Consider the following 22,013-nt stretch of genomic DNA (forward strand, 5'->3'; position numbering starts at 1 on the left):
GCTGCGAACATTTGAAAAAAAAGGAGGCCAACATGGCTTTGCGTATTAATGATGTCATCCCGAATCTGACTGTCACCACCGATCAGGGCGAATTTGCGCTGCATGACTGGATCGGCGACAGCTGGGCAATTCTGTTTTCGCACCCCAAAGATTTCACGCCAGTTTGCACCACCGAATTCGGCGCAGTGGCTCAGCTGGCGGACGAATGGGAAAAACGCGGCACCAAAGTCATGGGCATTTCCGTTGACGGTGTAGAAGAGCACAAGCAGTGGAAAGGCGACATTGAAAAATTCGCGGGCGCAACTGCTGGTTTCCCGATCATCGCAGACACTGATTTGGCAGTCGCCAAAGCATTCGACATGCTACCAGCCGAAGCATACCTGCCTGATGGCCGTACCCCTGCTGACACCGCGACCGTGCGTTCGGTGTTCATCGTATCGCCAGACAAAAAACTGCAGCTGACCATGACCTACCCAATGTCGGTTGGCCGTAACTTTGCCGAAGTTCTGCGCGCTCTGGACGGCCTGCAGGCGACCTTTGGTAACCCGATCGCAACCCCTGCGAACTGGGAACTGGGTCAGGACGTGATCGTTGCGCTGTCGCTGAACGACGACCAAGCCAAAGAAAAATTCGGCGATCTGGATATCAAACTGCCGTATCTGCGGACCGCAAAACACAAGGCATAAGCCGCACCAATCCTGTCAAAGCCCCGCCATCGCGCGGGGCTTTTTCGTTTGCCGATAATTTTTATAGACACAGATTTGGCATTGCCCTAACGGGGCCATGAAACTGTGAAAGTTGTGCCAATGGCAACGAATCCTCCTATGATCATCGGATGGCGTGAAACCGTCGGTTTGCCCGAACTGGGTATCACTGCGGCTGTGGCCAAGGTCGATACAGGCGCGCGCACGTCGGCGATCCATGCCACGCGGATCAAAGTGTTTGATCGCGATGGGCGCAAATGGGTGCGGTTCCACGTGCCGCACGCGCGACTGGAAAAAGGTCTGGAATGCGAAGCCCCATTGGTTGACGCACGTGAGATCAAAAATACCTCAGGGGTTCCGCAGGAACGTCTGGTCATTGAAACCCTGCTGACATTGGGCGGGCGGAAATGGCGGGTCGAAGTCTCATTGGCGAACCGCGCCAATATGACTTTCCCAATGATCCTAGGCCGGACAGCGATCCGGCGTCGAAATATTTTAGTTGATGCAGGCCGGTCCCATTTGGCCGACGGCACACGAAAGGAACGCAAATGAAAATCGCAATGCTGGCCCAGAACGCGTCCCTGTATTCGCATCAGCGCATGAAAGAAGCCGCCGAAGCGCGGGGCCACGAATTCGACATCATCAAAACGCTGCGCTGCTATATGAACATCGCCAGCCGCCGCCCCGAGGTGTATTACAACGGTGACAAACTGCCGATGTATGACGCAGTGATCCCGCGTATCGGCGCGTCCGTCACATTCTATGGTCTGGCCGTTTTGCGTCAGTTCGAAATGATGGGTGTGTATCCCCTGAACGAATCCGTGGCGATTGGCCGTAGCCGCGACAAACTGCGGTCGATGCAGTTGATGGCGCGCGACGGCATTGGCCTGCCTGTCACCACCTTTGCCCATGATCCGAAAATCACGGACGAGGTGATCAAACTGGCGGGCGGCGCCCCTGTGGTGGTCAAACTGCTAGAGGGCACCCAAGGCATCGGTGTGGTTCTGGCCGATACCGAACGGTCCGCCAAATCCGTGGTCGAAGCGTTCCGCGGCGCGGATGTGAACATCATGGTCCAAGAGTTCATCAAAGAAGCAGGCAGCAGCGACATCCGCGCATTCGTTGTCGGCGGCAAAGTTGTGGCTGCGATGGAACGCAAAGGCGCCGAAGGCGAATTCCGTTCGAACCTGCACCGCGGCGGGTCGGCTAAGTCGATCAAGATTTCCCCCGAAGAACGCGCAACCGCCATTCGTGCGGCCAAATGCATGGGTCTGAATGTCTGCGGCGTGGACATGCTGCGCGCGAACCACGGCCCTGTGGTGATGGAGGTGAACTCTTCGCCAGGGTTGGAAGGCGTGGAAAACGCGACAGGCGTCGACATCGCGACCAAGATCATCGAATTCATCGAAAAGAACGCGGTCGCCGGCAAAACCCGCACCAAAGGCAAAGGCTAATGGGCGTTCGCGCGCCGTTTGAATTGGGTGGCGAACGCATTGCGGCAGGTACCCGCGCAACCGTCGATCTACCCGTCAGCGTTCTGTCGGACCACACCCCGGTAAACCTGTCGGCGCAGGTCGTGCACGGCAAAAAAGACGGGCCGGTGATGTTCGTGTCTGCCGCGATTCACGGCGACGAAGTGATTGGCGTTGAAATCGTGCGCCGATTGCTGCGCCTGCCCCAAATGGATCGCCTGCACGGGACGCTGATCGCGGTGCCTATCGTGAACACGTTCGGTTTTTTGAACCAATCGCGGTATCTGCCTGACCGCCGTGATTTGAACCGCTGTTTTCCGGGGTCATCATCGGGGTCTTTGGCCGCGCGTTTGGCCAACCTATTCATGACCGAGGTCGTCAGCCGTAGCGATTTCGGGATCGACCTGCACTCTGCCGCGATCCAGCGGACGAACCTGCCACAAATCCGCGTAAATTCGGGTAATGACCGCATGATGCACATGGCCAAGGTGTTCGGCGCGCCCGTCATCATCCCGTCGAAACTGCGCGAAGGGTCGCTGCGTCAGGCCGCGGCTGAACACGGCTGCGATATGCTGTTGTTTGAGGCGGGCGAAGGTCTGCGGTTTGACGAATACGCCGCCCGCACGGGCGTTATGGGTATTCTGCGGGTGATGCGCGAATTGGGCATGATCGCATCGCGCGGTGTGACCAAACCCAAAGCAACGCCTATCCAAACCAAATCGTCGACGTGGCTGCGGGCGCCTGCAGGCGGGTTGATCCGCATGTTCAAACAGGCCGGCGACACCGTGTCTGAAGGCGATCTGTTGGGCATCGTATCGGATCCATTCGGCGAACATGACACCGAAGTCACCGCAGAGGTGTCCGGCATCATCATCGGACGCACAAACCTGCCCATCGTGAACGAAGGCGACGCGCTATTTCACGTCGCAATCCTGCTGAAACCGCAAACGGCGGCAGACACGATGGAAACATTGGCTGAACAGTTAGAAGATCAGCCGCTGTTCGACGAAGACGAAATTATCTAACCTCAGTAGGCGTGGATTTTCGTGCCGATCGGCACGCGGTCATACAGGTCGATCACATGGCTGTTGTACATGCGGAAACAGCCATTTGACGACGCGCTGCCGATGCTGCGCGGGTTTGTGGTGCCATGAACGCGGATCGCGGTGTCGCGGCCGTTTTCATAGACATACAGCGCCCGTGCGCCCAGCGGGTTGGTTGGGCCGCCTGGCATGCCTTCGGCGTATTGTTCGTATTTTTCAGGCTCGCGTTCGATCATGTCAGGCGTTGGCGTCCAGCTGGGCCATTCGACTTTGCGGCTGATGATGCCGGTGCCGAAATAGGCCAAACCTTCGGACCCGATCGCACAGCCATAGCGGATCGCGTATCCGGGGGCGACGGTGAAATACAGGTGTTTGGTCTGTGGTAGAATATGAATTTCGCCCACGGGTAGGTTGGCGTTCACTTCGACCAATTTCGCCCAATAGGCTTCGGGAATGTTATAACGGCCTTCAGTGTTGCCCGGTAGCGATGCGATTAGCTCGGCTTTCCAATCTTCGACGACCGGAGCAGTTGGTTCTGTTGCTGCGAATGCCGGCGCTGCGGTTGCGGCGGCTGCGGTGACCAGAAAATGTCGACGACTGAACATTGCTAACCTCTTAAATCTATCTTCCACGGTACATTAACGTGTGGGGCCCGCACAAGTTTCACACGATTATGTGAAACCTGACGTTGCACGCGTTTACTAAATTAATTCCAGAATGGCATCACGCCGCTTATCGCGTTCTTCGACGCTTTTCACGGTGAATTTTCCGGATTTGACGTCGTCTTCGTAGGGATAATATTCGGCGTCTAGGTAATTCATAAATGCGTTGCGCAGGTCCGCGTCAAAATCCAACGCTGTTGGGTCCGACAACAGCTGTTGCAGATCGTCCTGTGACGCAGCCCGATGGGTCAGGCCTGCCATGTCGTAAAACGCTTGGCCCAATACGATGACCGGTTTGTCATAGAAAAACGATTGCAGCCCGACCGACGAATTCACATTCAAAACCGCGCGGCTGGATGCGACCTGTGCAAAGGTGTCCGTCGTGTTGTCGATGCGGAATTTGTCAGACCGCAGCCCGTCCAGCAGGTCCGAGAACGCGATTTTTGCGCTTGGGTGTTCTTTGATCCGCAGGTGCCAGCCGTCGGGCAACGATTGTGCCGCGGTGTGCAGTTCGTGGATCATCTGTTCAACGGATTTGATCCAGTCGCCATAGATCGTGATCTGACTGTCGCCCGGGACTTGCAGTGGACAAAAGATATAGTTTTCGCGGGTCAGATCCGATGCGGCGGCCCCTTGCCCAACATCTGTGCGATTGGATTGGCGGGCCATTAGGTCTGCACCTTGCTGGCGCCATGTGTCCTGCGCGATCCCCGACTGCGCCGCCCAAGCGCGATAAAACTGCGGATCGCGGGGAATGCTGGACCCGTAATTCACGCCCTTGGTATCGATAGAGACGCGTTTCGGCAGGGGGGCCTCTTCGAAATAGAACACCGTATGCCCGCAGTGTTCGGCGGCATCGGCCAATAGCATTCTGTTGCCTTTGGTCCCGTTCCACACCACGAACAACGCGCGTTTATGCTGGCGGAAAAAATGATGCGCCCAGCGGGACTGGCCGATCAAAAACTGACGTTTCACAAAGGCCCCAAACCCGTTTTTCGACGGTTTGGTTGCCGATTGCACGGCCAAGCCGATCACGGCCTTGGGGGCGGATTGCCCGAACAGACGATACCCTACCAATTTCACGCCGATATACCGCGCGTAATCGCTGACAAAACCCGAAAAAATATGGTTGCGACGCTGTTTTCCGGATGCATCAAGGATCGGCAAAGCAGGCAGCGAAGAGAAATTCATGTCCATGGAATTTAGCGCCAAAAGAATTTGAAACCACGATCAAGAGATGCCTCAATCTTAGCTTTGTCATAGTCGCTGTGGAACGTGACTGTGTCAAAATGTGGCTGAATAGACGTTTCGTAAATCGCTCGAATTTTGAAATAGTCGTTTGCGTATAAATTCACCTTTCGACCAAGAAGTGTCGCCGCAATTGCGACGTGCAGACGATTAGTGTGAATTTCTTCGTACCTAGAAATCGCGCGAACGAAGCCTTTGATAGGGGTTTCTGTTTTCCCCTTGCGCGAGATATCAACGTTGCCGCGAGGCGGCGTAATGCCTGCCGGATTTTCGGCGTCTACACGCATGAATGCGCCGATCCCTCGGGTCGGATTTGGTGCATCGAGTTCTAGGAAAAATGCCATGTCGTCGCAAAACTTGGCCGACGGCACTTTTTCAGCACTTTCAAAAACGTCCCTCGTGAAAAACTGCGTGTTAGGTGAAAAATCAAAATCGGCAGGGTCTGACGCGTAAGATGCTGGCAACTGAATTGTTGCGCTTGCTAGGTGTGAAATCCGCGCGACTCGTTCAATGAGATTGAAATGCGGTGTATAACCTCCACCACCGTTTAGGATGATGATAGGATCATTGTGGTTCAGCCTTTTCTTTGCCTGTTCCCAAAGTTGATGATCTTGGTCCAATTTTTTGGCTCTAAGCTTAACAAAAGGAATGCCATAGCTTTGCAAAAATGACTCGGCTCCCTCTCGGATCAAAGCATCCCCCCAGTTGCCTGGATTGGTTACAAATACAGCGGGTCGGCCTTGGCGAATGGAATTGATTTCATTCGCAAGGTTATCAAAGTGAACAGAGATTGCGTTTGGGCGTTTCATTTCGAAATCAGCTTTTGAAAATGCGTTTGGTTTTTGTAGGCATAGAAATAGTTCTGCGCCTGCCTGCGGAATTCGATCCAGTGATAGCGTAGTCCGCGCACGGGGCGATCCCGTGTTTGGGCGGCGGGGACGTCGATTTCGCTTTGGGCGCCGGATGGCAATGTCAGCGCGGGTGACAGGGCGAACCCATGGCCGCGTTTCGTGAAAAAACGGCGAAAGAAATGATCGACGGGGCCATAAACTTGGCCTTCGGTCGCGGCAAAAGCGGCGGCCCCTTTGCGTGACCACAGCAGGCCTGTCGTCGTAACAGGGAAATAGTGGGCGGCTTGAACGGTCAGACCATGCACGGCGCCGGTGTCCGTTGCGATTTTATGGGCAGGGCGACCCAGATTGACGATTTCCCAGACGGGATCGACCGCATTCAGGTGATCAATCAGATCCGACACGACAGCGCCACCGTTGGTCGGCATCGTCATGTCGTCTTCTAAAACCAGCGCGTAGTCCGCATCGCTGGCCAGCAGCCGCTGCGCGCATTGCAGGTGGCTCATGTAGCAACCGATTTCACCGCCCGTCATAGGACGGCTGAAAAACCCGATAGCGGCGCGGTTGTCATAGAACGGATAATCTGTGGGCGCTTTGCCACGGGCGTCAAAGGCAGGGAAGCGTTCAAAATCAATACCAGCGGCATCCAATGCGACCCTAGCCGCAACCAGCCTGTCGTCACTGCCATCCAGATTGATCAAAAGCGTGATGAATTGTGCCATTGTCCTGCCCTGAAAATAGATGAGGCCCCAGCGTTTCCGCTGAGGCCGATATCGTCAAGAGCGCAAGAGATTACTCTTCTGCAGCTTCTTCTTTTTTGGCTTCTTCGCCGGTTTCCTGATCGACGACTTTCATCGACAGGCGTACCTTACCGCGGTCATCAAAGCCCAGCAGTTTAACCCAAACTTCCTGACCTTCTTTCAGAACGTCCGAAGGGTGGTTCAGGCGGCGGTTTTCGATCTGGGATACGTGGACCAGACCGTCGCGTTTGCCAAAGAAGTTCACAAAAGCACCGAAGTCGACCAGTTTGACGACTTTGCCTTTGTAGATTTTGCCTTCTTCTGGCTCTGCCACGATCGAATAGATCATGTCGTATGCCTTTTGGATCGCGTCACCGTTCGACGATGCGATTTTGATCACGCCGTCGTCGTTGATGTCGACTTTAGCACCCGAGGTTTCGACGATCTCGCGGATCACTTTACCGCCCGAACCGATCACTTCGCGGATTTTATCCGTTGGGATCTGCATGGTTTCGATGCGTGGTGCGTGAACCGAGAATTCGTTCGCGGACGTCAGGGATTTGGACATTTCGCTTAGGATGTGCAGACGGCCAGCGCGTGCCTGCTCCAGTGCTTTTTCCATGATCTCTGCGGTGATGCCCTGAACCTTGATGTCCATCTGCAGCGACGTGATGCCGTTTTCGGTACCCGCCACTTTGAAGTCCATGTCGCCCAAGTGATCTTCGTCGCCCAGAATGTCGGTCAGAACAGCGTAGGAACCGTCGTCTTCCAGAACCAGACCCATCGCAACGCCAGCAACTGGTGCTTTCAGCGGAACGCCAGCGTCCATCATGGACAGCGAACCACCACAAACCGATGCCATCGAGGACGAACCGTTGGATTCGGTGATCTCGGACACGACGCGGATGGTGTATGGGAAATCGGTCGGTGCCGGCAGAACTGCCTGCAGCGCACGCCAAGCCAGTTTACCGTGGCCGATTTCACGGCGACCAGGGGAACCAACGCGGCCAACTTCGCCCACCGAATATGGAGGGAAGTTATAGTGCAGCAAGAAGTTCGAACGGAAGTTGCCGTGCAGCGCGTCGATGATCTGTTCGTCGTCGCCGGTGCCCAAAGTGGTCACAACCAGACCTTGGGTTTCGCCACGGGTGAACAAGGCCGAACCGTGGGTACGTGGCAGTAGGCCGGTTTCGCAAACGATGTCACGAACTTCGTCCAGTGCACGACCGTCGATACGCTTGCCTTCTTTAACAACCGAACCGCGCAGAACGTTGGATTCCAGCTTTTTCAGGGCCGAACCCAGATTTGCGTCTTCCAGTTGCTCTTCGGTCAGGGTCGCTTTGACGGCTTCTTTGGCAGCAGCCACAGCAGCAACGCGTTCCTGTTTGTCGGTGATTGCATAGGCTGCGCGCATCTGGTCTTCGCCAGCTGCTTTGACAACGTTGTACAGGTCCGAATAGTCAGGCGATGCGAATTCGAACGGCTCTTTTGCCGACGATTCTGCCAGATCGATGATCAGGTCGATCACAGGCTGGATCTGCTGGTGAGCGAAGTTTACGGCGCCCAGCATCTCTGCTTCGCTCAGCTCGTAGGCTTCGGATTCAACCATCATCACAGCGTCTTTGGTACCAGCGACAACCAGATCCAGACGCTGGTCTGGGTTGTTGCGCAGGTTGTCCATGTCGTCGACTTGTGGGTTCAGAACGTATTCGCCGTCTTCATAACCAACGCGAGCGCCAGCGATTGGGCCCATGAACGGAACGCCGGAAATGGTCAGTGCAGCCGATGCTGCGATCATCGCGACGATGTCAGGGTCGTTGACCAGATCGTGGGACAGAACGGTGCACATCACCAGAACTTCGTTTTTGAAGCCAGGTGCGAACAGCGGACGGATCGGACGGTCGATCAGACGTGCGGTCAGGGTTTCTTTTTCGGTTGGGCGTGCTTCACGCTTGAAGAAACCGCCTGGGATTTTACCCGCAGCGTAGTATTTCTCTTGGTAGTGAACAGTCAGCGGGAAGAAGTCCTGACCCGGTTTCTGTTCTTTAGCAAAGGTCACGTTGGCCATGACCGAGGTTTCGCCCAAGGTGGCGATAACGGTGCCGTCGGCCTGACGGGCAACTTTGCCGGTTTCCAGTGTCAGCGTTTCTTCGCCCCACTGGATTGATTTTTTCACTTCTTTGAACATCAGCGTATCCTAGTTGGGAGCACTCCCGCCCCTGCGGGTCTCCCGTTTGCATGGTGGCCCCATTGCCACCGACCCCTGTATCGTAACTCGAGCGCCGGGGTCCGGGCGCAACGTCTCAGATGCGATGCGCATACATGAAAATCGCCCCCAATGAAAGCGTTCTGTTTAAATCAGGATGCGCAGTCTTGGGTGGTGAGGGTGACGGTCTGGGGCAGGGTTGGCGCGAACCGGTTCAGCGCATCGCGCAGGTCTGTTTCAAAGGCGGCGTCGACCAAATAGATCGATACATCACCGATGAATTCCAGATCCGATGCAGGCGTCGATAATGTGCCGATGCGGCACCATTCTGGGGGTAGGTTTCCGAAATACCATTGGTCGTAAACCATGGCGTAAACAACGCCGTGTTCGCGGGTCAGGTCTGCAATCCATTCGGGTTGATGGCCTACCTCGGCTCGTAGTTTGCGCACCTGTTCAGATCCCAGTCCCCAAAGGTCCAGAACATAGGTGTCATTGTCATAGCTGATCCAACCCAGATCGTTTACGGCGACGATTTCGGGGAAATATTCGGTTGCGAAACGGTGCATCTGGAACTGTTGCCCGTACACCCAATGCGCGGCGGCAGGCGTGTTTTTCGTCACAGAGATATATGGTTTCGCCGTCAGAACACCCAGCGCAATCAGAATGGCGGGCGCAATGCGAACAACACGGGGCGCGGTCAGCATCGGGCGGAAAACGATCAGGATGGCGGTGATTTGAAAGGCTAGAACGTAGACTTCGTACCGGCCAAACCATCCCCAACGCCCCGCCACAATATGCGCGGCCCCCGCCAGCGCCGCCGCAATGGCGACGGGCCACATGGCGCGCGTGGATTGCAGTACGGCGCCCAGTAGCAGCACAGCCGAAAAGACAGCGACGAAAGTTGCCTGACGATAGGTTAATGCCAGCGCAAGGTTGTCGATAATGCCCTGCACCATCGACGCCATATTGCTGTCAGCCGCCGCAGCCGAGGCAGAGGATTTCACCATCACCGAACTTGGCAATGGCGGCAGGCCCAGCGATGTCATGGCTGCGATATAAACAGCGATGAACGCCACAATCACGCCGCCTGTCACAATCGCGCGGGTCCAATATCCGGATAGGGCAACCATCAACAGCGCTGCGCCTGATAGGGCCAGACCTTCGAACCGTAGCAGCGGACACAGGATGATCCCTGCGATCAACATCCAGTTCGGGGCCTGTTTCGTTGATACCATATCGGCGAGCCCGATGATGACCATCACGCTGGCCAGTACGTGCAGGCTGTGTTCCATCCCTGTCAGCGGCAGCGCGATTGCGCTGAACGTCAACATCAGCGCGATCAGTGCCAAAAAACGCAGAGGCGATAGCGTGTGATCCGTTTCCGTCGCCGTGGCATCGAACAGACGGCCCGCCAGCAGCCAAATCGCTGCGCACATGGCGACGATATTGATGACCAGCGGCGCATAGGTGCCCAATTGCGCGCCCAATCCCAGCGCCAATAGAAACGGGTACAGCATAGACGAAGACGGAGACGCGGTTTCGCCCGGATTGATCCCGTAATGACCGCGCAGCAGGTTTTCCGCCAAAGACAGGTGAATATACGGATCATCCAACGAATAGACCAACATCCCGTCGTTTTTCGATAGGATCACAGCAACCATGATCACCAATCCGATCACTGTCATTGCCACTGCTGCCCGCTGAAACACGATGCGGTTCGTCGAATAAGATACCGAAGTCATTAATACGCCTGTTAATCAATACGCTTGCGGGTTGTGGCCCCGCGTTGAAATTTACTCCAGATGGAATCGGTCGCAGTTCTACGGATAAATAAGGCCTAAATGTGAAAAACGCCCGCTTGGTCGAACCAAGCGGGCGTTAAAAACATCATTCGACGCTAAATTAGCGGCGGATGCCCAGACGCTGGATCAGCGACTGATAACGGGCTTCGTCTTTGCCTTTGACGTAGTCCAGCAGCTTACGACGCTGAGCAACCATCATCAGCAGGCCACGACGGCCGTGGTTGTCTTTTTTGTGGGACTTGAAGTGCTCGGTCAAAGTCGCGATACGCGACGACAGGATTGCAATCTGAACTTCTGGCGAACCGGTGTCGCCTTCTTTGGTTGCGAATTCTTTGATCAGACGAGCTTTTTCTTCTGCAGTGATCGACATCGGGGTCTCCTTTAAGGTTAAGGGTTATGGCGCGTGCCGGGATGTCGTCCAGCAAGGCCCGTGGAGTATCTGCAAGCAGATTGGTGGCGCATAGGCGATTCTGGCCAAGAAATAAAGGAAAAACCGTTCAGTCGCTGGTGAATTGCACGCGCGATACGTCAAATTCGGTTAGGCCGTGCAGCTGGGCAATTGCGCGCCCGTCCGCATATAGGATCAGACCGTCATCCGTGATTTCGGTTGTCAGCGTGGGTTCCGTCCCGTTGGTCGCAATAGACAACGTGTCCGCATCGGTCAGGTCATCAATATCAACCACCCCATCGTTCGAGATGATAAATTCGTCTGCGCCCGTGCCGCCGTTCAGGTTGTCATTCGCCCCGCCATATAAAATGTCATCCCCCGCGCCGCCATTGACGTAATCGCGATCATCGTCATCGCCCCCCGTCAGCGTGTCGTTACCCGACCCGCCGTGTAAAACATCTGCGCCCGTGCCGCCGTGCAGGGTGTCATCGCCCAAGGATCCAAGCAAAGAATCGTCACCGCTGCCACCCCAGATGTCATCATCGCCCGCACCGCCGTTCAGTGTATCATCGCCTGCGCCGCCGTATACCGCATCAAATCCAGCGCTGCCTTTGACGGTGTCCTGTCCGTCATCACCGAAAACAGTGTCATCACCCAACCCGCCGATGACTTCGTCGTTGCCCAACCCGCCCGAGACGACATCGTCACCGTCTAGGCCGTCCAGATAATCATCGCCGCCGTTGCCTGATAGGTCGTCATCCGTTTCGGTACCTAGTGCGATATCGTCGTCTTCGGTGGTGGGATCAGGCAGTAGAACCGCGCCGATCATCGCAACACTGACAAGGCCAAGCAGGAAAAACATCGCATCATCCACCAAAGGTACGTTTGCCTAATCACAAACGCCGATCAGCCGATGAAAACAACAATTTCCGTGTTTATTGGTTAACAGGCCAAAGCTCTGGCTGGCGGTCATATCCGATATACAGCGGGTGTTTGGGATGCCCTGCTTTGGTCAGGCCCAGCGAATATAACGGTTTGCCTGTGGCCCGTAACAGCGTTTCGACAGCGCGGCCGCGGTCCAAATGGTCGCCATGTGCGCCCCATGCGCAAATGATCTGATCGTTATCGCCGATCCAATCGGTCGCGGAATCGCGGATGGCCGTGTCATTATGCGGCCCGACCGGATCTGCGGCGGCGCGCATATGTTTGGGGTCGGTATCGCGCCACGCAAATATGTTGGTCACACGAAACGCCCCGAATCCCAAGGCCCGCGCCCGACGTTCGCACCGTTCGACCGTCGGGTCGTTTTGCACCTCTGTGGCGGTGGATGGGTTGAGCATCACAAACAGCGCACGTGGCAAAGTTGCGTCCCATTCACGCGTAAGCAGATAGCGGTATTTTTCGCAATCCGAATAGGTTGCAACGGACGCTGCATCGCCTTTTTGATGTCTTTTTTCGATCATTGTTCGACATAAATTAACCAAATTCATACGCAATATGATTGTCCAACCGCAGAAATAAAAGCGGCTTAGGTTAATAAACCCCTGAGGTAGAGCTAATGGACTGGGCAAGTATACTGACGTTTGCGACAGTTGGTGTCGGACTAGCAGTGGATTTTTCGTCTAACGATACTGACGTAGAAGATTACGCTGACAATAGCGCGGAACTAGACGACTTCATGGCGCCTGAACTGGCCGTGGATACCGATCCGCTGATCGATACCGACGATTTCAGCTATGCTATCGCAGAATTCAGCCCAGAGGTTGACCCCGATACGGCTGTACTGCCCTGGGGCGACGATGAAATCGACGCTCTGTACGAAGATTCCCAGTTTACGCTGACTGCGGTTTAACGAACACGCGGCTGGGGTGCAGCTCTCCGGCTTTGAACGTGCCGACCGCGACCGCTTCGCCGTCATAGCTGGCCCAAACCTCTTCGCCATATTCGACGTCATGAGCGATCACGACAGCCGCGTTGCCGTTGCGCAATTTGGTCAGGCTTTCGGGTGGGCATTTCACCTCTTGCAGATCAACCAAACCGTCCTCTAGGGGCCGCAAAAGAGTGTCTATTTCAGGCGTTTTTGCCAAAGCGTCGATCTGTTCCAGCGTCACTGCGTTTTCCACCGTGAACGATCCAGACCAGATGCGGCGCAGCCATTCGACGTGGCCATAGCAGCCCAAAGTTTCCCCCAGATCGCGCGCGATGGACCGGACATATCCGCCTTTGCCGCAGGTCATTTCCAACAGCACATGGTCGGCGTCAGGGCGGTCCGTCATCAACAATTCTTCGACCCACAACGGACGCGCGGCGATTTCAAACTCTTCGTCATCGCGGGCCAGTTTGTAGGCGCGTTCGCCATCGATTTTCACAGCGGAAAATTTCGGCGGCACCTGCATGATGTCACCCAGAAACCCGCCCAGCACCGATTTGATGTCATCGTCGGTGGGGCGGTGGTCGGACGAACGGATCACTTCGCCTTCGGCGTCATCGGTGTTCGTGGCGGCGCCCAACGTGACCGAAAATTCATACGCCTTTAGCGCATCGGTGATGTAGGGGATGGTTTTGGTCGCCTCGCCCAATGCCACGGCCAGAACACCGGTTGCATCAGGGTCCAACGTGCCAGCGTGGCCCGCCTTCTTGGCGTTGAACGCCCAGCGCACTTTGTTCACGACAGAGGTGGATGTGATGCCGGCGGGTTTGTCGATGATCAACCAACCCGAAATATCGCGTCCTTTACGTTTGCCCATGTCGTCCTCCGATTACGTGCAGGGCGGCCTGCTATCGCCGTTAGGCGGGTCGGTCAATCGTTATTCGGGCGCGATCACGCCAACCATCGGCCCCATGCGTGGCCCGCCGTCGCGGCGGCCCAACTGTGGCGCGAACAGGCGCGATACTTTGCCATCGAAATACAGCGCGTTTGAAACGCCCAGTTCATCGCGGAAAAAGCTACCGAAATCCCAAAAATTGATGGGACGGTTGGAAATCGCGAAATAGACGGTTTCGCCGTCGTCCGACACGCCAACGCCGTTTCGGATGTAGCGCGAAGTGCTGCCTTCGATGAACCTAGGATGCAGGTCCCCATCAATCACCAACATCGGCCCCGATTGGGTCGCATAATCGCAGTCGGGTGGATTGTCGCGATAGGCCAGCGTTTCAATGACAGCGGCGAATGTGTCGCCGATGCAAAACACGCCGTTTGGCACCATGCCGAAATTGCCAGGCCCTGGGTTCGGGACCAGATACATCGTTTCAACGCCGTTTTCCAAATGCAGGCCCACAGGCGCGCGGTCATCGTGGTACATGCCCGCGTTCATCGCGAACTGCAGTTCACCATAGGCGTCTTGGATCGGGTAAAAGCTGCCCAACAGATTGCCGTTCGGATCTGTGTGGAATAGCCTCAAATCTTCGGTCGTGGCGTCAACGGTGCACAGGGTGATATTGCCGCGGTCTTCGCAGGTGACCGCCCCCGCGGCCGATGCCAGCATCAGGCTGGCCGCTAGGATGACGGATCGGATCACTCTTCTTCGTCGCCGTGATCTAGATCCTGCTGGACGTGTTCATCCGCCAGCATACGGCGGGTGTCGTCCATGCGGTCGAACGTGCGGTCCAATTCGAATTTCAGCTTTGGCGCATATTTCAACGTGATGCCGCGCGTCAGCAGGTGGCGCAGTTCCGCAGAGTTGCGACGCAGGGCAATCAGGCATTCATCCTGTTTGTCGCCGCCCAATGGCAGAACATAGGCGGTTGCGTTTTTCAGATCGGGGGAACAGCGGACTTCGCCCACGGTGATGGACATACGCGCCAGATCGGGGTCGTGCACATCGCCACGTTGCAGAACTTCGGACAGGGCGCGGCGCAACAGTTCGCCAACACGCAGCTGTCGTTGAGAGGGGCCAGAGCCAGTATTAAATCGGTTGTTTGCCATAAACCCCATCTACGCCACCTGTTGTCCCTTGCCAAGGCGCGGTTTGATGGGCAAGCAGGGACCCACGCAGAAGTGACGACAGTAAAAGGACGATAAAATGACCGATTTGCCGGGTGTAGTGATCACTGGATGTTCTGGCCGCATGGGGCAGATGCTGATCAAAACCGTTTTGGAATCGGGCAAGATGCGTCTGGCTGGCGTTCTGGAACGTTCGGGCCATGACTGGATCGGACGCGATGTTGGCGCTGCGATGGGCGGCGCGGATCTGGGCGTGATCGTGTCGGACGATGTGGCGGCAACCTTTGCCAATGCCTCTGCTGTTATTGATTTTACGGCCCCTGCGGCGACTGTGGCCTTTGCGGCTGCTGCGGCGGATGCGGGCATTGCGCATATCATCGGCACCACGGGATTTGATGACGACCATCTGGCCGCGATTGCCGAATCCGCGAAACGCACCGTGATCGTGCGTGCGGGGAACATGTCGCTGGGTGTGAACCTGCTGACCGTTTTGGCGGAAAAAGTCGCTGCAGCGCTGGACGAAGATTTCGATATCGAAGTCATCGAGGCGCACCACAATAAAAAAGTCGACGCGCCATCCGGTACGGCCCTGATGCTGGGCGAAGCGGCCGCAAAAGGCCGCGGCGTTGATCTAAAGGACGTGCGCGATTCGGGCCGCGACGGCATCACCGGCGCCCGCAAAAAAGGCGACATTGGTTTTGCTGTGATCCGTGGCGGCGATATCGTGGGGGAACATGACGTGCTGTTTGCTGCTGCGGGCGAACGTATCACCCTACGCCACGTTGCAACCGACCGCGCTGTTTTTGCGCGCGGCGCGGTCAAAGCTGCCCAGTGGGCCGCGGACAAAGCCCCTGGTGAATATTCGATGATCGACGTTCTGGGGCTGTAATCGCCCCAAACGTTAGAAATCGATCGCGATTCCTTTTTTCTCCCAATCGCCATAGCGGACGGCTTCGGGGCCGTCGCGACCACCCAATTCGGTGGGCAGGTCCATGGGTTTGGCGGCTTTGCGGCGCTCTTCGGCTTCGGCCAATGCGCGCTGGGCGGCGGGGGGCAGGTCTTTGCGGTCTGTCATAGGCTTTCCTTGTCCCTTGTGTGGCTCTGATATAGTCGGAGTTATCCCAAGGGCCAAGAGGACGCCATGACACAAACCGGACTAGCTGCACGCCGCACGGCACATTCCCTGCTGAATTCTGTGACCGAAGACCAGCGGCTACTGTCCGAAGTCATGCCAGCCAAACTATCCCGCCTAGAGGCAGAGGACCGCGCCCGCGTTCAGCGGATTGTCACGGGCACCCTGCGGGCGATGGATCGTTTGGACCGCGTTTTGAAACCCCATTTGCGCAAACGTCCTGCGGGTCCTGTGCAAAATGCCCTGCGTTTGGGCGCGTACGAGATTTGCGAAGGCGGGGCAGGGCACGGCGTTGTGAACGCCTATGTCGAAATCGTGGGCCGCGATAAAAACAATGCGAAACTAAAGGGGCTGGTCAACGCCGTTCTACGCAAAGTCGCAGACGAAGGCGCGCCGAACTGGGGCAAAATGCCCGTTCCGCAAATGCCCAAATGGATTCGCAATCCGCTGATTGATGCGTGGGGAAACAAGGCGATCGCGGGGATTGAAAACGCGCATTTCGCGGGCGCTGCGATTGATATCACGGTGAAATCTGATGCGGCGGGCTGGGCCGAAAAACTGGGCGGCACGGTGTTGCCCACAGGGTCGGTCCGTTTGCCTGCGGGCGTGCAAGTGTCCGCGCTAGACGGGTTCGCGACAGGCGATTGGTGGGTGCAGGATGCCTCGGCGGCTTTGGCCGCGCGTGCGTTGGCCGCGCGGGCGGGCGAAAAGGTGCTGGATCTATGCGCCGCACCAGGCGGTAAAACCATGCAATTGGCAGCAGCGGGCGCGGACGTCACCGCAGTCGATATTTCCGCAGGCCGGATGGAACGTTTGTCCGAAAACCTGACCCGCACAGGGCTAAAGGCAAATGTGGTTGTGGCCGACGCGCTGGACCTAACCGAAGGCGGCTATGATGCGATCCTGCTGGATGCGCCCTGTTCCGCCACGGGCACGATCCGCCGCCACCCCGATTTGCCCCACGCCAAAGACGGCAGCGAATTTGGCGAATTGTTCGAAATTCAGATCCAGATCATGGATCACGCGCTGACCTTGTTGAAACCAGGCGGGCGTTTGGTGTTCTGTACCTGTAGCCTGCTGCCGGACGAAGGCGAGGTTCAGATCGACGACCTGCTGGACCGTCACCCTGATCTGACCATCAACACCGATGCGATCCGCGCGATTGACGGAATCGACCCCGATTGGATCACCGAAGAAGGCGGCCTGCGCCTGCGCCCCGACTATTGGCGCGATCTGGGCGGCATGGATGGGTTCTATTTCGCCGTCGTGACAAAGCCTGCGTGACATAAACGGGGTTGGCGGTTAACATCCCGCCAACAACAATGCGGACACCGCAGACCCCGAGGCAGAAATAGCAAGGTTTCCCACCATGATGTGGCGTGGAAAAGGCACCCGAATCATGAATCGCGTGAATGCGCGATTGGCGGCGCGCGCGCGACCGCCCAAAGGGCTCGTGTCTCAGCCAGAGCCGCGATCGATTGGTTTGTTCGCCCGTGGGCGGCAGCTATCGGCGGGGAATTTCCTATTCGCGGGTCAATTGGTCGAAGCCCCCGACGCCTCTATTTGGGACATCGCGCCCGATCAATCGGAAACAGCGCGTCATATTCAGGGCTGCGCTTGGCTGGATGATTTGGCGGCTGTCGGCGATCACAAGGCCCGCACCAAAGCCCAAGACTGGGTCTATGGCTGGATCGACCGTTATGGCGGCGGCAAAGGGCCAGGTTGGACGCCTGATTTAACGGGCCGCCGTTTGATCCGTTGGATCAACCACGCATTTTTCCTGATGCGGGGGCGCGAACGGGCCGATACGGAACGGTTTTTGATTTCACTGGCGCGTCAGTCCGTGTTTTTGTCACGCCGTTGGAAATCAGCCCGCCCCGGGCTTGCGCGGTTCGAGGCGTTGTCGGGCATGGTCTATGCTGGTTTGTCGCTAGAAGGCATGCAGCAACACGTCGATGCAGCGCTATCGGCCCTGACAAAAGACTGCCAAACCCAGATCAACGCCGAAGGCGGGGTTCCGACCCGCAATCCCGAAGAGCTATTGGAAGTTCTGACTCTTTTATCGTGGGTCGCCAAAGCTTTGGCCGAAGCGGGCCGCGATGTGCCTGTGCCGATCCGAGCAGCGATTGACCGTATCGCACCAACCTTGCGGGCCTTGCGCCACGCGGATGGGGGGCTTGCCCGTTTTCATGGTGGTGGACGCGGCATCGATGGGCGTCTGGATTATGCGTTGGTGGAATCGGGCAACAAAGAACAACCCAATAACCTGCGGCACATGGGGTACGCCCGTTTGGCCGCGGGCAGAACGACGTTGATTGCCGATGCGGCTGCCCCGCCCAGCGGCAAAGCCAGTTACGAGGCGCACGCATCCACCTGCGCGATCGAGGTGACATCGGGGCGCCGCCCAATGATCGTCAGTGCGGGCGCGGGCGGCGATTTCGGGCCTGAATGGAAAAGTTATGGCCGCGCAACAGCCAGCCATTCGACATTATCGATCGAAGGGTATTCATCATCCCGATTCGGATCATCCAACCGTCATCAAGGCGACGATGAATTGTTGCTGGACGTGCCCGATTACGTTCTGGCGCAGCAAAGCACGGTGAACAACGCGACCCGTTTGGAAATGGCGCACAACGGGTATTTGTCGACCCACGGGTTGACCCATGCGCGGACGCTGGACCTATCGCTGGATGGCCGTACCATTAGCGGCGAAGACGTGCTGACGACCCTGAGCAGCGGCGATGAAAAACGGTTTGATCAGGCCCGCCAGCGCGAACCAGAAGGGATTCCCTATTCCGTGCGGTTCCACCTGCATCCTGATGTCGTTGCATCGCTGGATCTGGGTGGAACAGCGGTGTCACTTACACTCAAAAGCGGAGAGATCTGGGTCATGCGGCACGATGGAAGCGCCGAAATGCGGCTGGAAACGTCCGTTTACCTAGAAAAAGGTCGGTTAAAACCCCGTTCTACGCAACAAGTGGTTTTATCCTCCCGCGCAATGTCCTATGCGACGCGCGTCCGTTGGACTCTGGCCAAGGCGCACGAAACACCCAATGCCGTGCGTGATTTCGGTACAGACGACCCAACGATCACGGATTGATATCAAACCCAAGAGGCCCCGATGACCGACCTGTACCCGCTGCGCCGCGCGCTTTTGTCTGTATCCGATAAGACCGGATTGATTGAACTGGGGCAGGCTTTGGCCGCACGCGGTGTTGAACTGCTGTCCACCGGCGGTTCCGCCAAAACGCTGCGCGATGCGGGTCTGGACGTCAAAGACGTGTCCGAAGTCACCGGTTTCCCAGAAATGATGGACGGCCGTGTGAAAACATTGCACCCCAAAGTGCACGGCGGTCTGTTGGCGCTGCGCGACAATGACGATCACGTTGCAGCCATGGACGAACACGGCATCGGCGCCATCGACCTGCTGGTCGTAAACCTGTACCCGTTCGAAGCCGCACTGGCTCGCGGTGCGGATTACGCCGAAATGATCGAAAACATCGACATCGGCGGCCCTGCAATGATCCGTGCGTCGGCGAAAAACCACGGTTTCACCACCACCATCGTTGACGTCGAAGATTACGACGCGCTGCTGGCTGAACTGTCGGCGAACGACGGTCAGACCACTTACGCGTTCCGTCAGAAAATGGCGCAGATCGCATATGCGCGCACCGGTGCTTATGACGCGGCTGTATCCACTTGGATGGCCGATGCGATTGGCGAAACCGCACCGCGCCGCCGCGTATTCGCAGGTGAGATCAAACAGACCCTGCGTTACGGCGAAAACAGCCACCAGCAGGCGGCGTTTTACACCGATGGTTCCGCACGTCCGGGCGTTGCGACTGCGGTTCAGCTGCAGGGCAAAGAACTGTCCTACAACAACATCAACGACACCGATGCGGCGTTCGAACTGGTTGCAGAATTCGACCCAGCCGATAGCCCAGCCGTTGCAATCATCAAGCACGCAAACCCATGCGGCGTCGCAACCGGCGCGACCTTGGTTGAGGCATACCAGCAAGCATTCGATTGCGACCGCACATCGGCCTTTGGTGGTATCGTTGCTCTGAACCAACCGCTGGACGCTGCAACCGCGACCAAAATCGTCGAAATCTTTACCGAAGTCGTGATCGCACCTGGTGCGTCCGATGAAGCAAAAGAAATCTTTGCAGCCAAGAAAAACCTGCGTCTGTTGCTGACCGACGGCCTGCCAGCGTCCCGCGCTGCGCTGACCGCGTTCAAACAGGTGTCGGGCGGCATGCTGGTTCAGGACAAAGACGTCGGCTACGTCGGTCTGGACGATCTGAAAGTCGTCACTGAAAAAGCCCCGACCGAAGACCAGATGCGCGACCTGCTGTTCGCATGGAAAGTGGCCAAGCACGTCAAATCCAACGCGATCGTCTACGTCAAAGACAGCGCAACCGTTGGTGTTGGCGCAGGTCAGATGTCCCGTCTGGACAGCGCAAACGTCGCCGCATCCAAAGCGGAACGCATGGCCAAAGAACTGGGTCTGCCAGACAGCCTTGCCAAAGGATCGGCTGTGGCTTCGGACGCGTTTTTCCCATTTGCTGACGGCCTGCTAGAGGCAGCAGCGGCTGGCGCGACCTGTGTGATTCAGCCAGGTGGTTCGATGCGCGACCAAGAGGTCATCGACGCAGCTAACGAAAACGGACTGGCCATGGTGTTCACCGGCATGCGCCACTTCCGTCACTAATGGCGTATATTTCTAAAAATATTGGTTTCAGAACCCTGTTTTGGGCGGGGTTCTGGATCTTTCTTCTGGATCAGGCCACGAAATTCGTGGTCGTCCAGATGCTGGGCCTACGTCATGTTCAACGGATCGAGGTCCTGCCTCCGTTCCTTGAATTCCGTATGGCATGGAACGAAGGCGTCAATTTCGGCCTGTTTTCGGGTTTGGACATGCGCTGGCTTCTGATTGCAGTGGCCTTTGGCATCTGCGGTTTTGTTCTATGGTGGCTGCGCCGCGAAGGTGGCAGCAAGATCGTTTATATTTCTGCGGGCATCCTGATTGGCGGCGCGTTGGGAAATATTGTCGACCGTATTTTGTACGGTGCAGTGGCCGATTTCCTGAATATGTCATGTTGTGGGTTCGAAAACCCCTATGCGTTTAACGTGGCCGATGTCGCGATTTTTGTCGGCGCTTTGGGGTTGGTTTTCTTTACCGAAGACAAAAAGAAAAAAGCCCACAAAAACAAGTGACGTGACGAGCCGTTAAAGCTGCGTTAAAACCCAAGGCACTTGAACGGAGGATATCCATGCGCGGATTTTTCATTGCTCTGCCTGCTGTGTTGGCTTTGGTGGCTTGCTCGGGTGGTGAGCGGACACTGCACAATTCGCGCGCGTTGGGGGATTCTCCTGACGAATTTCGGGTCAGCCCTTCGAAAATGTTGGAAATACCGGACGCTATGGCGTTTCTGCCAGCGCCGACACCGGGCGGCGTGAACCGTGCCGATGCGACGCCATTGGTGGATGCGATTGCGGCGCTGGGTGGAACCTATGGCGCGGGCGTGGCTGGTGATGCTGCCCTGATGGCCGAAGTATCGCGTTATGGCTATGACCCCGAAGTGCGGGCCGATTTAGCCGCAACAGACGCGGATTTCCGCCGACGCAAAACGGGCCTGTCGTGGTTCCGCATTTTCCGCAATGACCGCTATTTCGCGGCCTATCGCGGTCAGGCATTGGATGCATATGCCGAATTGGAACGGTTCCGCGCCGCTGGCGTCGACGTTCCATCGGCACCGCCTGCTAACTAACGGTAACATCTGCGTTTCCTACGGTTGTCGTGGCTGTGACTTGGGGTACAG

Annotated in this window: 24 protein-coding genes; 11 read left to right on the forward strand and 13 right to left on the reverse strand. The window is 56.8% G+C overall.

Features of this window, described 5'->3' with window-relative positions:
* Positions 1–32 precede the first annotated feature (32 nt).
* The 4 genes from ACXAGA_RS06140 to ACXAGA_RS06155 all read left to right on the forward strand — a co-directional run bounded on the left by ACXAGA_RS06140 (position 33) and on the right by ACXAGA_RS06155 (position 3,201).
* The gene (locus tag ACXAGA_RS06140; RefSeq protein ID WP_475116617.1) at positions 33–686 is read left to right on the forward strand and encodes a peroxiredoxin; all 654 of its coding nucleotides are present in this window, start codon (positions 33–35) and stop codon (positions 684–686) included.
* A gap of 120 nt (positions 687–806) precedes the next feature.
* A complete protein-coding gene (locus tag ACXAGA_RS06145; RefSeq protein WP_086450876.1) occupies positions 807–1,256 on the forward strand; it encodes an ATP-dependent zinc protease family protein in 450 nt (149 codons plus the stop codon).
* Complete coding sequence (rimK, locus tag ACXAGA_RS06150; RefSeq protein WP_475116618.1) at positions 1,253–2,158, forward strand: 30S ribosomal protein S6--L-glutamate ligase; 906 nt, start codon at positions 1,253–1,255, stop codon at positions 2,156–2,158. Before ACXAGA_RS06145 ends, rimK begins: the two co-directional genes overlap by 4 nt.
* Positions 2,158–3,201, forward strand: coding sequence for a succinylglutamate desuccinylase/aspartoacylase family protein (locus ACXAGA_RS06155; protein ID WP_475116619.1), 1,044 nt, complete (start codon positions 2,158–2,160; stop codon positions 3,199–3,201). Before rimK ends, ACXAGA_RS06155 begins: the two co-directional genes overlap by 1 nt.
* A gap of 2 nt (positions 3,202–3,203) precedes the next feature.
* Here the strand turns inward: ACXAGA_RS06155 and ACXAGA_RS06160 are convergent, their stop codons facing one another.
* The 9 genes from ACXAGA_RS06160 to ACXAGA_RS06200 form a co-directional block, all read right to left on the reverse strand.
* Positions 3,204–3,824 (reverse strand): L,D-transpeptidase, encoded by a 621-nt coding sequence (locus ACXAGA_RS06160; protein ID WP_475116620.1) that lies wholly within the window; start codon positions 3,822–3,824, stop codon positions 3,204–3,206.
* A gap of 96 nt (positions 3,825–3,920) precedes the next feature.
* Positions 3,921–5,078, reverse strand: a complete 1,158-nt coding sequence (locus tag ACXAGA_RS06165) for a capsular polysaccharide export protein, LipB/KpsS family (protein WP_475116621.1) — start codon at positions 5,076–5,078, stop codon at positions 3,921–3,923.
* 5 nt (positions 5,079–5,083) lie between these two features.
* A complete protein-coding gene (locus ACXAGA_RS06170) occupies positions 5,084–5,938 on the reverse strand; it encodes a polysaccharide pyruvyl transferase family protein (RefSeq protein WP_475116622.1) in 855 nt (284 codons plus the stop codon).
* The gene (locus ACXAGA_RS06175; RefSeq protein ID WP_475116623.1) at positions 5,935–6,702 is read right to left on the reverse strand and encodes a glycosyltransferase family 25 protein; all 768 of its coding nucleotides are present in this window, start codon (positions 6,700–6,702) and stop codon (positions 5,935–5,937) included. The genes ACXAGA_RS06170 and ACXAGA_RS06175 overlap by 4 nt, the downstream gene beginning before the upstream one ends.
* 70 nt (positions 6,703–6,772) lie before the next feature.
* A complete protein-coding gene (gene pnp / locus ACXAGA_RS06180; protein ID WP_475116624.1) occupies positions 6,773–8,908 on the reverse strand; it encodes a polyribonucleotide nucleotidyltransferase in 2,136 nt (711 codons plus the stop codon).
* Positions 8,909–9,078: 170 nt separating this feature from the next.
* Positions 9,079–10,668, reverse strand: a complete 1,590-nt coding sequence (locus ACXAGA_RS06185) for a hypothetical protein (protein WP_475116625.1) — start codon at positions 10,666–10,668, stop codon at positions 9,079–9,081.
* 160 nt (positions 10,669–10,828) lie between these two features.
* A complete protein-coding gene (gene rpsO, locus ACXAGA_RS06190) occupies positions 10,829–11,098 on the reverse strand; it encodes a 30S ribosomal protein S15 (protein ID WP_475116626.1) in 270 nt (89 codons plus the stop codon).
* Positions 11,099–11,225: 127 nt separating this feature from the next.
* Positions 11,226–11,978 (reverse strand): calcium-binding protein, encoded by a 753-nt coding sequence (locus ACXAGA_RS06195; RefSeq protein ID WP_475116627.1) that lies wholly within the window; start codon positions 11,976–11,978, stop codon positions 11,226–11,228.
* 73 nt (positions 11,979–12,051) lie between these two features.
* Entirely contained in the window at positions 12,052–12,579 is a 528-nt protein-coding gene (locus tag ACXAGA_RS06200; protein WP_475116628.1) for a DUF1643 domain-containing protein, read from the reverse strand.
* 95 nt (positions 12,580–12,674) lie between these two features.
* Between ACXAGA_RS06200 and ACXAGA_RS06205 the strand changes: the two genes are divergently transcribed.
* Entirely contained in the window at positions 12,675–12,968 is a 294-nt protein-coding gene (locus ACXAGA_RS06205; RefSeq protein ID WP_475116629.1) for a hypothetical protein, read from the forward strand.
* Here ACXAGA_RS06205 and truB read toward each other — a convergent pair.
* Genes truB through rbfA form a run of 3 tightly spaced genes read right to left on the reverse strand, consistent with a single transcriptional unit; the run spans position 12,949 to position 15,041 of the window.
* Complete coding sequence (truB, locus tag ACXAGA_RS06210; RefSeq protein ID WP_475116630.1) at positions 12,949–13,863, reverse strand: tRNA pseudouridine(55) synthase TruB; 915 nt, start codon at positions 13,861–13,863, stop codon at positions 12,949–12,951. The two genes, ACXAGA_RS06205 and truB, sit on opposite strands and share 20 nt — an antisense overlap.
* Before the next feature lie 60 nt (positions 13,864–13,923).
* A complete protein-coding gene (locus tag ACXAGA_RS06215) occupies positions 13,924–14,631 on the reverse strand; it encodes a phosphodiester glycosidase family protein (RefSeq protein WP_475116821.1) in 708 nt (235 codons plus the stop codon).
* On the reverse strand, positions 14,631–15,041 hold the full coding sequence (rbfA, locus tag ACXAGA_RS06220; RefSeq protein WP_475116822.1) for a 30S ribosome-binding factor RbfA: 411 nt from the start codon (positions 15,039–15,041) through the stop codon (positions 14,631–14,633). The genes ACXAGA_RS06215 and rbfA overlap by 1 nt, the downstream gene beginning before the upstream one ends.
* A 97-nt stretch (positions 15,042–15,138) precedes the next feature.
* Here rbfA and dapB point away from each other — a divergent pair, with 97 nt between their 5' ends.
* On the forward strand, positions 15,139–15,948 hold the full coding sequence (dapB, locus tag ACXAGA_RS06225) for a 4-hydroxy-tetrahydrodipicolinate reductase (RefSeq protein ID WP_475116631.1): 810 nt from the start codon (positions 15,139–15,141) through the stop codon (positions 15,946–15,948).
* A gap of 12 nt (positions 15,949–15,960) precedes the next feature.
* Here dapB and ACXAGA_RS06230 read toward each other — a convergent pair whose 3' ends face one another.
* Positions 15,961–16,134 (reverse strand): DUF1674 domain-containing protein, encoded by a 174-nt coding sequence (locus ACXAGA_RS06230; protein WP_475116632.1) that lies wholly within the window; start codon positions 16,132–16,134, stop codon positions 15,961–15,963.
* Between the two features lie 66 nt (positions 16,135–16,200).
* On the opposite strand from ACXAGA_RS06230, the gene ACXAGA_RS06235 reads away from it, so the two are divergent.
* The 5 genes from ACXAGA_RS06235 to ACXAGA_RS06255 all read left to right on the forward strand — a co-directional run bounded on the left by ACXAGA_RS06235 (position 16,201) and on the right by ACXAGA_RS06255 (position 21,962).
* Positions 16,201–17,475: an RsmB/NOP family class I SAM-dependent RNA methyltransferase gene (locus ACXAGA_RS06235; RefSeq protein ID WP_475116633.1), complete on the forward strand. Its 1,275-nt coding sequence runs from the start codon at positions 16,201–16,203 to the stop codon at positions 17,473–17,475.
* Positions 17,476–17,590: 115 nt separating this feature from the next.
* The gene (locus ACXAGA_RS06240) at positions 17,591–19,291 is read left to right on the forward strand and encodes a heparinase II/III family protein (RefSeq protein WP_475116634.1); all 1,701 of its coding nucleotides are present in this window, start codon (positions 17,591–17,593) and stop codon (positions 19,289–19,291) included.
* 21 nt (positions 19,292–19,312) lie between these two features.
* The gene (gene purH / locus ACXAGA_RS06245) at positions 19,313–20,902 is read left to right on the forward strand and encodes a bifunctional phosphoribosylaminoimidazolecarboxamide formyltransferase/IMP cyclohydrolase (protein ID WP_475116635.1); all 1,590 of its coding nucleotides are present in this window, start codon (positions 19,313–19,315) and stop codon (positions 20,900–20,902) included.
* The gene (gene lspA / locus ACXAGA_RS06250; protein WP_475116636.1) at positions 20,902–21,408 is read left to right on the forward strand and encodes a signal peptidase II; all 507 of its coding nucleotides are present in this window, start codon (positions 20,902–20,904) and stop codon (positions 21,406–21,408) included. Before purH ends, lspA begins: the two co-directional genes overlap by 1 nt.
* A gap of 56 nt (positions 21,409–21,464) precedes the next feature.
* The gene (locus tag ACXAGA_RS06255) at positions 21,465–21,962 is read left to right on the forward strand and encodes a DUF3035 domain-containing protein (RefSeq protein ID WP_475116637.1); all 498 of its coding nucleotides are present in this window, start codon (positions 21,465–21,467) and stop codon (positions 21,960–21,962) included.
* Positions 21,963–22,013 lie beyond the last annotated feature (51 nt).

Source organism: Marivivens sp. ABH4_498 (genome assembly GCF_056160585.1).

Bases quoted from the DNA above. Each gene is read 5' to 3' on its own strand.
- ACXAGA_RS06140 (WP_475116617.1), top strand. From the start codon at position 33: ATGGCTTTGCGTATTAATGATGTCATCCCGAATCTGACTGTCACCACC.
- ACXAGA_RS06160 (WP_475116620.1), bottom strand. From the start codon at position 3,824: ATGTTCAGTCGTCGACATTTTCTGGTCACCGCAGCCGCCGCAACCGCA.
- ACXAGA_RS06155 (WP_475116619.1), top strand. From the start codon at position 2,158: ATGGGCGTTCGCGCGCCGTTTGAATTGGGTGGCGAACGCATTGCGGCA.
- truB (WP_475116630.1), bottom strand. From the start codon at position 13,863: ATGGGCAAACGTAAAGGACGCGATATTTCGGGTTGGTTGATCATCGAC.
- ACXAGA_RS06165 (WP_475116621.1), bottom strand. From the start codon at position 5,078: ATGGACATGAATTTCTCTTCGCTGCCTGCTTTGCCGATCCTTGATGCA.
- rpsO (WP_475116626.1), bottom strand. From the start codon at position 11,098: ATGTCGATCACTGCAGAAGAAAAAGCTCGTCTGATCAAAGAATTCGCA.
- dapB (WP_475116631.1), top strand. From the start codon at position 15,139: ATGACCGATTTGCCGGGTGTAGTGATCACTGGATGTTCTGGCCGCATG.
- rbfA (WP_475116822.1), bottom strand. From the start codon at position 15,041: ATGGCAAACAACCGATTTAATACTGGCTCTGGCCCCTCTCAACGACAG.
- lspA (WP_475116636.1), top strand. From the start codon at position 20,902: ATGGCGTATATTTCTAAAAATATTGGTTTCAGAACCCTGTTTTGGGCG.
- ACXAGA_RS06170 (WP_475116622.1), bottom strand. From the start codon at position 5,938: ATGAAACGCCCAAACGCAATCTCTGTTCACTTTGATAACCTTGCGAAT.
- ACXAGA_RS06230 (WP_475116632.1), bottom strand. From the start codon at position 16,134: ATGACAGACCGCAAAGACCTGCCCCCCGCCGCCCAGCGCGCATTGGCC.
- ACXAGA_RS06145 (WP_086450876.1), top strand. From the start codon at position 807: ATGGCAACGAATCCTCCTATGATCATCGGATGGCGTGAAACCGTCGGT.
- ACXAGA_RS06240 (WP_475116634.1), top strand. From the start codon at position 17,591: ATGAATCGCGTGAATGCGCGATTGGCGGCGCGCGCGCGACCGCCCAAA.
- ACXAGA_RS06205 (WP_475116629.1), top strand. From the start codon at position 12,675: ATGGACTGGGCAAGTATACTGACGTTTGCGACAGTTGGTGTCGGACTA.
- pnp (WP_475116624.1), bottom strand. From the start codon at position 8,908: ATGTTCAAAGAAGTGAAAAAATCAATCCAGTGGGGCGAAGAAACGCTG.
- purH (WP_475116635.1), top strand. From the start codon at position 19,313: ATGACCGACCTGTACCCGCTGCGCCGCGCGCTTTTGTCTGTATCCGAT.
- ACXAGA_RS06185 (WP_475116625.1), bottom strand. From the start codon at position 10,668: ATGACTTCGGTATCTTATTCGACGAACCGCATCGTGTTTCAGCGGGCA.
- ACXAGA_RS06255 (WP_475116637.1), top strand. From the start codon at position 21,465: ATGCGCGGATTTTTCATTGCTCTGCCTGCTGTGTTGGCTTTGGTGGCT.
- ACXAGA_RS06235 (WP_475116633.1), top strand. From the start codon at position 16,201: ATGACACAAACCGGACTAGCTGCACGCCGCACGGCACATTCCCTGCTG.
- ACXAGA_RS06200 (WP_475116628.1), bottom strand. From the start codon at position 12,579: ATGATCGAAAAAAGACATCAAAAAGGCGATGCAGCGTCCGTTGCAACC.
- rimK (WP_475116618.1), top strand. From the start codon at position 1,253: ATGAAAATCGCAATGCTGGCCCAGAACGCGTCCCTGTATTCGCATCAG.
- ACXAGA_RS06175 (WP_475116623.1), bottom strand. From the start codon at position 6,702: ATGGCACAATTCATCACGCTTTTGATCAATCTGGATGGCAGTGACGAC.
- ACXAGA_RS06195 (WP_475116627.1), bottom strand. From the start codon at position 11,978: ATGTTTTTCCTGCTTGGCCTTGTCAGTGTTGCGATGATCGGCGCGGTT.